At 67.8% G+C, this 8,371-nt stretch carries 5 protein-coding genes; 1 reads left to right on the top strand and 4 read right to left on the bottom strand.

Annotated elements, in window-relative coordinates:
• Positions 1–53: 53 nt before the first annotated feature.
• From VE25_RS07090 to VE25_RS07100, 3 genes are all read right to left on the bottom strand, one after another.
• A complete protein-coding gene (locus VE25_RS07090; RefSeq protein ID WP_046107912.1) occupies positions 54–1,328 on the bottom strand; it encodes an extracellular solute-binding protein in 1,275 nt (424 codons plus the stop codon).
• A gap of 109 nt (positions 1,329–1,437) precedes the next feature.
• Positions 1,438–2,529, bottom strand: a complete 1,092-nt coding sequence (locus VE25_RS07095) for an ABC transporter ATP-binding protein (RefSeq protein WP_046107913.1) — start codon at positions 2,527–2,529, stop codon at positions 1,438–1,440.
• An 82-nt stretch (positions 2,530–2,611) separates the two neighbouring features.
• Positions 2,612–5,398: a glycoside hydrolase family 2 protein gene (locus VE25_RS07100; RefSeq protein WP_046107914.1), complete on the bottom strand. Its 2,787-nt coding sequence runs from the start codon at positions 5,396–5,398 to the stop codon at positions 2,612–2,614.
• 181 nt (positions 5,399–5,579) lie between these two features.
• Between VE25_RS07100 and VE25_RS07105 the strand changes: the two genes are divergently transcribed.
• On the top strand, positions 5,580–6,635 hold the full coding sequence (locus tag VE25_RS07105; RefSeq protein WP_046107915.1) for a LacI family DNA-binding transcriptional regulator: 1,056 nt from the start codon (positions 5,580–5,582) through the stop codon (positions 6,633–6,635).
• Positions 6,636–6,695: 60 nt separating this feature from the next.
• Here the strand turns inward: VE25_RS07105 and VE25_RS07110 are convergent, their stop codons facing one another.
• Positions 6,696–7,718 (bottom strand): LacI family DNA-binding transcriptional regulator, encoded by a 1,023-nt coding sequence (locus VE25_RS07110; protein WP_046107916.1) that lies wholly within the window; start codon positions 7,716–7,718, stop codon positions 6,696–6,698.
• Between the last annotated feature and the right edge of the window lie 653 nt (positions 7,719–8,371).

Here is an 8,371-nt window from a genome sequence, read left to right on the forward strand (position 1 = left end):
ACCCCCGACCCCTCCCCTCAAGGGGGAGGGGAGCCGCCTCCCGTTTCCGTCAACTAGAGTTGGCTGTTGAGGTCGTCGCGCATCTGCGCGGCGGCGTCGGCCGGCTCGATCTCGCCGGTGGTGGCCGGATTGATGAAGTTGCTCCATGCATCGCCGAGCGGCGCGGCCGGGCCGGCGAGGATCGTGCGCGGATCGAACACGGCCGTGTCGGCAAAACCTGCATAGTCCGACTGCGGCTTCATGGTCTGGAACTCTTCGCTTTCGCGCACGGCGTTGAAAGCCGGGATATGGCCGGCGCCCGCCCAGTCGAGCGAGTTCTGGTCCATCCAGGCGATCACCTGCATCACCGCGGCGCGCTTTTCGGGATCGGCCTCCTTGCCGGCGTTGGCCGGAATGACGAAGGCATGCGAATCCGACCAGGCGGCCTTTTCGTCGAACAGCGTGGGCAGCTCCACCGCGCCCCATTCGAAGAGCTCGCCCTTGGCGTGGAGGTCGGTGAAGGTCGGGATTTCCCAATTGCCCATGATGAAGAACGCCGCCTGTCCCGAGGTGAAGAGGGCGAGCGCTGCCGGGCTTTCGATCTGGGCAGGGGTCCAGCCGTTGTCCACCCAGCGCTTCATCGTCTCGGTGGCGGTGGTGAGCTTGGCAAGGTCTTCGTCGGTCGGGAAGAACCCGCCCGCCGCCTCGTCGAACATGGTGCCGCCCTGCTGGCCGAAGAACGAGTAGACGGCGCGGTAGCGGTCGCCGGTCGGCATGGAAAGGCCGTACTTGCCGTCGGCGGTGAACTGGGCCAGCGCCGCCTCGAAGTTCTCCATGCCGTCGAGCCCCGTCGGCAGCCCGTTCTCGTCCAGCATGCCGGCCTCTTCCAGCATATCCTTGTTGTAGAACAGGATCAGCCCGTGCTGGTCGAAGGGCACCGCATAGCGGGTGCCGTCGACCTTGGCCGCGTCCACCGCAGCCTGGGTGAAGTCGGCGTCCGAGATGCCGGCGCCCGCCAGGTCCTCATCGGTGATCTCGCTGAGCGTGCCGCTGTCGACGGCCAGCGGAATGCGCGAGAGATGGTAGGTGGCGATGTCGGGGCCTTCCCCGATGGCCGAGGACGTCTGCAGCTTGGTGTAGAACGGGGTGCCCCATTCCAGTGTGGTGCCCTCGATCTGGATCTCGCCCTGGTGCTCCTGGTTGAAGGCGTCGATCAGCGCCTTCATGCGCACGCCGTCGCCGCCGGCCAGAAAGTCCCACCAGACCACGGTCTGCTGGGCATAGGCGCCGGTGGCGAGCGCCGTGATGGCGCCCGAGACCAGGGCCAGTTTGCGTAGGGTATGCAACATTGAACTTCCTCCCATCAGGTTGTGCTCCATGCTGTCATGGGCAGATGGTCTGCCTCCGGCGACGCGCCCGCATTGAGCAGTGTGGTGCGCCTCGCCTGTTTCCGGCCGCTCAGGCGGCGGCGTGATAGGCGGCCTCGTTGGCGTCGAACAGGTGCGTCGCCGACCCGTCTACGGTCAGCGAAACCGGCATGCCCGCCTGCAACGGGCTCTTGCCCGCATCTTCGGCAACGAGCACGGTTCCGTCGGCCAGCCGCACGTGAGCCAGCGTCCGGTCGCCCAGCCGCTCGACGATGTCGGCGGTGCCGCTGAGCGTTCCCTCGCCGCCCGCCGCGACCCGCACCGCCTCCGGACGTACGCCGAAGGTGAGGCCCGTTGCGCCCGGCAGGTCGCGAATGGGGATGCCCGTCTGGATGCTGGCGGCGCCCGGCAGCTCCACGCGCGCCTGGCCGGCGACGTCGGTGATACCGGCGACCGGCAGGAAGTTCATCGATGGCGAGCCGACGAAGGCGGCGACGAACCGGGACGCGGGACGCGAATAGACGTCCATGGGCGTGCCGATCTGCTCGACCTTGCGGTTGTTCATCACCACGATCCGGTCGGCCAGCGTCATCGCCTCGATCTGGTCGTGGGTGACGAAGATCATGGTGGCGCGCAGCCGTTGGTGGAGCTGCGCGAGTTCGACCCGCGTGCGGACCCGCAGGCCCGCGTCGAGGTTGGAGAGCGGCTCGTCGAGCAGGAATGCCTGCGGCTCGCGCACGATCGCCCGGCCGATGGCGACGCGCTGGCGTTGCCCGCCCGAAAGCTGGGCAGGTCGCCGATCCAGCAGTTGCTCGATCTCCAGGATTCGTGCCGCATCCGCCACCCGCTTTGCGATCTCCTGGCCCGGCATGCGGATGTTCTGCAGCCCGAACGACATGTTGTCGCGAACGGTCATGTGCGGATAGAGCGCATAGTTCTGGAAGACCATGGCGACGCCGCGCTGGCTGGGCGGCAGCTGGTCGACCCGCCGGTCTGCGATATGGATTTGGCCTGCATCGACTGTCTCGAGCCCGGCGATCATGCGCAGAAGCGTCGATTTCCCGCAGCCCGAGGGGCCGAGAAAGACGACGAACTCGCCGCTGGTGATCTCCATCGAGACGTTCTCGAGGACGGTCACCGCGCCGAAGCGCTTGGAAACGGATTTCAGTCTGATGTCGGCCATGCGGTTCCTCCCTTAAGCCAACGTAGTCGGTGCGTAGCGCGGCCCACGGGTCTTGTGCCCGCTCCTCGGCCGCGCGCCGCGTTCACCCGGCGTCCACCGGCAAGTCCCTGGCGGTCGCGACCAGCGCGTCGAAGAGCGCCGCCGCGACCGGATCGGCTCCAGGCGCTTCGCGCACCAGCCGGAAGGTCGTCGCGACGACCCCTCCGCGCCCGACGCGCTTTTCCGCCACGATTGCCGCCGGCTTGTGCACCCAGCCGACGACGATGCCGGCATGGACGTTCGAGCCGTACTCCCATGGCCTGAAGCCGGTGAGCAGGTGATGCGGCACCACGTCCGAGAACGAGAGGCCGAAGATCGGCCCGCCCGGGATGTCGGCGAACGCGCCTTCGCGCCGCAGCCAGCTGAAGCCGGCGATCCAGTCGCCGCGCCAGATGGTGCCGTCGCGCTCGACGAGGTTGATGCCCGGCAGGTGCTGGTCGAGGCTGGGGCGGACCTTGCGTCCGTCGAGCACCATGTTGCGGTGCGGCGCCTCGCCCGGGGGCATGTCGGTGCGCAGATTGCTGTTGGTCGGCACCGTGCCGTCGGCAAGGATCAGGTACCGGGCGCCCGCCTTGATCGCCTCGACGTCGCCGCCGTCCACGGCGTGGCAGAGGACGATATCGGCCTCGCCCTTCGGCACGGCCGCGTAGCCGAGCCCCTCGGCGAACGCCTTGAGCTTACCGTCGGAGGTGGCGATGGTCGGCAGGCCAGTCGCCGCCCGCTTCGCATAGAGCGCGATGTCGAGGGTGTTGCGGGCGAGCGCCTCACCACCGGCCTCCAGCACGAACGCGATCTGCGCGGACCGGCTGGCCGAAACGGCCGGCAGCTTCAGCGCCAGTGCGCCGAGATCGGCTGTCGAGACCGGTCCCGTCGCCGGCATCGACATCGAACCCTCGGCGTCGCCGCTCCAGCGCAGCGTCGCGCCCGCGGAGATGCTGCGGCCGCCCGTTGCGACCTTGAGCGAGACGGAAAGGGTTTCGCCCGAATAGGCCGAGTACCGGGCCGGACGCGGCACGATGACGATGTCGGCGTTGATCTGCCCGAAGACGTCGTGGAACACGCGCGGATTGCGCTCGATGTCCATGAGGCCGTTGGCCTCCCAGTGGACGTCGGTCAGCTCGGTGATGACATAGCCCATGATGCTGGCATGGGCGCGCATCTCCTCGATCTCGTAGCGCAGGTTCATGAACTGGTACCACTGCACCGCCTCGATGAACTTGTCGAACGAGCCGAAGGTGCGGTGAAGGTCGAGCGCGGCGAAGCGCTCCTCGATGCCATGGGGCAGGGCGACGCCATCCCCCCACATCGCGCCGGTCTCGAACCAGTCCGGCTCGCTGCCGTCCTCGCGGCGCAGCTTCTGGGGATCGGGCAGGCCCCAGACGCCGAACTCGGAGACGATCAACGGTTCGTCGCCGCGCCATTCGGCATCGCCGAGAGTCGAATAGGTCCACTCCGCGCCCGCGGCGAACTGGGCTGTGATCTCGTCCCACTCCTGGCGCCGCTCGGGCACCGAGCGGTAGTAGTGGTAGTCGTTGAGGTCGCTCTTGACGTGGAAGTTGGGAAAGCACGCCGAGTTGTCGACGACCAGTCGCGTCGGGTCCTCGCCCCTCAGCCAGTCATAGGTGTCCTTGAGCCAGGCGCGGTGCTCGGCGTTCTCGACAAGCCGCGTGCCCCAGTCCTCGTTGATGATGGTCCAGGCGATGATCGAGGGATGGTTGCGGTCGCGCTTGAGGATGCCCGTCATCGTGTCGCGCATGCGCTGCGCCGAGCGGGTGGTGAAGCTCGCAACGTTGGGGATCTCGGTCCAGACGAGCAGGCCCAGCCGGTCGGCGACGTCGTAGTAGCGCGGGTCCGGCACCTTGATGTGGCAGCGCAGCAGGTTGAGGCCGAGCTCCTTGGCTTTCCTCGCCTGATCCTCGAGGAATTCGAGGGAGGGAGCCGTGTAGAGCCCGTCGGGATAGTAGTCCTGGTCGAGGGCGCCGCGCAGGTAGATCGGCTCGCCGTTGAGCAGCACCTTGCCGTCGCGCGTCTCGATGGTGCGGAAGCCGAAGGTCTGCCGCACGATGTCGGTCGCCTCGCCTTCGGGGCCGATCTCGATCAGGGCGGTATAGAGGTTGGGCTCTTCCGGCGACCAGAGCCTCGCCCCATCGAGCGCGAAGCGCACGCTGTTGTCGCCGGCGAGCGTCAGCCCGCAAGCGGCCACTTCGCTGTCTGTCGCATCGAGGATGGTGACGCGGGCCGGCAGGCCCGCCGCCGCCTCGGTCACCTTGAGCGCAATGTTGGCGACGCCGTCGGCGCCCGCTTCGATGCGCACCTCCTCGACCCGGCGCGGATCGCGCGCTTCAAGCGAGACCGACTGCCAGAGGCCGCCGACGCGGCCGTACCAGCTGATCTTGCCGTGCGGAACCTCGGTGAACGGGAAATCCGGGAACGCCCGCCGGTCGGCCGACGGCATGGTAACCCGCACCTCGATCTCGTTCTCGTGGCGCACGAGCGTCTGCGGCAGCACGAACTCGAAGGGCAGGAACGCGCCTTCATGCGTGCCCAGCACCTCGCCGTTGAACCGCACCTCGCAGAAATAGCTGACGGCCCCGAAGCGCAGCGCCAGCTCGCGCCCGTTCCAGCCGGAGGGCAGGGTGAACCGGCGCTGGTAGACCGCGTGGCCGAAGGTGTCGACGAGGTCGGAGAATTCCGCCTGCCAGGGTGCAGGCACATGCGCCTCGCGCCATGGACCGTCCTCGTGACGGAACCGCCACACCCCGTCTAGCGACAGGCTCTGCCGTTCACCCGTAATCGCGCTGGTCGCGGCAAGCTGCGCGGACTCCTGCATCCTCATCCCTCGGTTCTATTAGTTATATTATTATCACCGTATTATCCCCGGAAGCGGGTTGCAAGAGGGTCGCGGCGGGATGGACGGTAAAATTTCCCGAGAGCGCTTGCCGAGGCGGAAACCCTCGCATTAGCTAGGGGTTAAGGCGGAGCGGATCGGCGCTCGCCGGGCAGGAGGCCGCATGGAGAAGCGCGCCACGATGATCGATGTGGCCGAGCGGGCCGGCGTTTCGCAGGCGACGGTGTCGCTGGTGCTCAACGGCGTGCCCAACGCGCGTGTCTCCAGGGCGACGCGCCGGCGCGTCATCGATGCGGCCGAGGCGCTGGGCTATCGCAAGGGCAAGGGCCATCCGGTGCCGGAGGGCCGCGCTCGCGTCATCGGGCTCCTGATCGATGAGGTGACGACGACGCCCTTCGCCACGCCCTTTATCGAGGGCGCCCGCGACGAGGCGGCGCTGGAGGAGGTGACGGTCGCCGTCTTCTGCACCCGCTCCGACCCCGTGCTGGAAAGGGCTGCCGTCGATCTCCTGGTCGCCCAGAAGACCCTCGGCATCATCTATTGCTCGCTCATCACACGGCAGGCCTCCGTGCCCGATTATCTCGACGACCTGCCGGTGGTGCTGCTCAACTGCTACGAGAAGCGGCTGCGTCACGCGAGTGTGGTGCCCAGCGACATCGCCGGCGGCTATATGGCGACCGAGGCCCTGCTGAAAGCCGGCCACCGGCGCATCGCGCACCTCAAGGGCGAGCACTGGATCGAGGCGGCTGCCGATCGCGAGAACGGCTTCCGCCAGGCGATGGCGCGCTGGAACGCGCCGGTCGACGAGAGCCTGGTCATCCCCGGCGGCTGGACCTTGGCGGACGGGCGCAAACTCGCCCGGCAGCTCCTCTCGCTGCCCGAACCACCGACCGCGATCTTCTGCTTCAACGACCGCATGGCGATCGGCACCTATGAGGCGGCGCAGGGCTTCGGCTTCCGCATCCCCGAAGACCTCTCCATCGTCGGCTTCGACAACGAGGACCTCGTCGCCTATCTCGAGCCGGGGCTGACCACGATGGTGCTGCCCCACAACGAGATGGCGCGCTGGGCCGTCGGGCACCTCCTCGACAGCTACGGCAGCGCCGACGCCGCCGAGCGCGTCCAGAAGGTCAAGATCGAGTGCGAGCTGGTGCCGCGGGGATCGGTGGCGGCGCCGAGGACGGGAACGGCGTTGAAGCCGCCACACCCTTCGGGATGACATCTGGGGTGCTGCTGCATTCGTGCAAAGGTCGAAAGCGCGGTGCGCCAGCCCGACGCTCTACTCCTTCGGCGCCGCCACCGAGCTGCGCTCCACCAGCGAGCATTCGAGCTTGGTGATCGGGAACCGCTGCGTGCCGTGCGGTTCCTGCGCTTCGAGCTGCTCGATCGCCCAATGGCCCATCGCCCGGTGCGGCAGGATGGAGGTGGTGAGCTGCGGATGGAGGTGGCGCGCGATCTCCTCGTCGTCATAGCCGACGACGGAGATGTCGCGCGGAATGTCGAGCCCGGCTTCCTTCAATGCCTCGTAGCAGCCGATGGCGGTGCGGTCGTTCTGGCAGAAGATGGCGGTCGGGCGCTCGGCGAGCTCGAGGAGCTTGCGCGTGCCCTGGTAGCCCGCGCTCGCCGACCAGTCGCCCTCGACGACGAGGTCCGGGTCGAACGGGATGTCGGCCGTCGCCAGCGCCCGCCGGTAGCCCTTGAGGCGATCCTGCGCTGCCTCCATCCACGGCTCGCCGGTGATGGTGGCGATCCGCCGGTGTCCGTACTCGATGAGGTGGCGCGTCGCGCGCTGCCCGCCGGCGATCTCGCTCGGCACCACCGCCGGGAAGGCGTGGTCGGTGGTGTAGCAGTTCAAGAGGATCACCGGGATGTCGAGGTCGTGGAGATAGTCCGGCGCCTCGATCTCGCGGGTGAAGATCGCCATGTAGACGAGCGCCGAGATGCCCTGTTCGACGAGCGAGGCGATGGTGCGCGGCTCCATGACGGGATCGTTGAGCGTCTGGGCCACCAGCACGATGTTGCGCGCGTTCCACGAGGCCTGCCGCGCCCCCTCGATGGCGACGACCGCCTCTGGGCTGGTGGCGAGCTGGTCGACGACGAACCCGATCTTACCGTCAACGGTGGGGTAGGAGGCCCGCTGCGGCGCGACATGGGCCAGCACCGGCGTCGAGTAGCCGAGCTTGCGCGCCGCCTCGATGACCCGCTCGCGCGTTTCGGTCGAAAGCTTGATGCCGGGCGAGCGGTTGAGCACGAACGAGACGGTTGCCTGCGAGCACCCGGCCTCGCGCGCCACGTCCGTCATCGTCACCCGCCGCGCCCCCCGGCGCCGGCGAGGATGAGTCTCCCCCTCCGCAACGTCCTCCGCGCCCAGTTTGTCCGTCATCGTCCCCGCCCGGATGCACCCAAAGACTGCGTCATAGCTAATAACTATAAATTTCGTTTAGCAATAGGAATGGTACGAGCGCAAGCAGTTGAGGCGTTGATGGCGATGCGCAGCACGAAACCCCGCCCGGCCGTGCGGCCTGCGGTTGCTGAGGTGGGCGGCAACGGGCGGGCTTATACCCGGAACCGAAGCTTCAAAACAAAAGGTGGGCTTTCACCCGCCCGTTGCACGGGGATTTCTTGACCGGGGCGACAAGAGACGGCCCAGCGATGACTTTGCGCTGTTTGGGATGACCGCCCGTCCCCGCCTGTCCAGCCTCCACCGGGGCGACCCCCGGCAGACACCCGCTCCCAGAACCCGGTGGCAGGCGAGACGGTCCCGTGGCCACGAGTGAACCGCCCGACCTGCCACCGGCCGCCGGCAACTCGTACTTGCCGCGCCCGGCGAAGGGATGGGTGTGAGTATGCGCTCACCTCGATCTGCGGGGATAAGTTATTTATCCTCAGCCGGATCAACGGGTTGGGCACTGCTCTCCCCTCCCCCTTGAGGGGAGGGGAGAGCAGTGCCCAACC

The sequence above is a fragment of the Devosia geojensis genome (assembly GCF_000969415.1).
Classification (GTDB): Bacteria; Pseudomonadota; Alphaproteobacteria; order Rhizobiales; family Devosiaceae; genus Devosia; species Devosia geojensis.

Bases quoted from the DNA above. Each gene is read 5' to 3' on its own strand.
- VE25_RS07100 (WP_046107914.1), bottom strand. From the start codon at position 5,398: ATGCAGGAGTCCGCGCAGCTTGCCGCGACCAGCGCGATTACGGGTGAA.
- VE25_RS07095 (WP_046107913.1), bottom strand. From the start codon at position 2,529: ATGGCCGACATCAGACTGAAATCCGTTTCCAAGCGCTTCGGCGCGGTG.
- VE25_RS07090 (WP_046107912.1), bottom strand. From the start codon at position 1,328: ATGTTGCATACCCTACGCAAACTGGCCCTGGTCTCGGGCGCCATCACG.
- VE25_RS07110 (WP_046107916.1), bottom strand. From the start codon at position 7,718: ATGACGGACGTGGCGCGCGAGGCCGGGTGCTCGCAGGCAACCGTCTCG.
- VE25_RS07105 (WP_046107915.1), top strand. From the start codon at position 5,580: ATGGAGAAGCGCGCCACGATGATCGATGTGGCCGAGCGGGCCGGCGTT.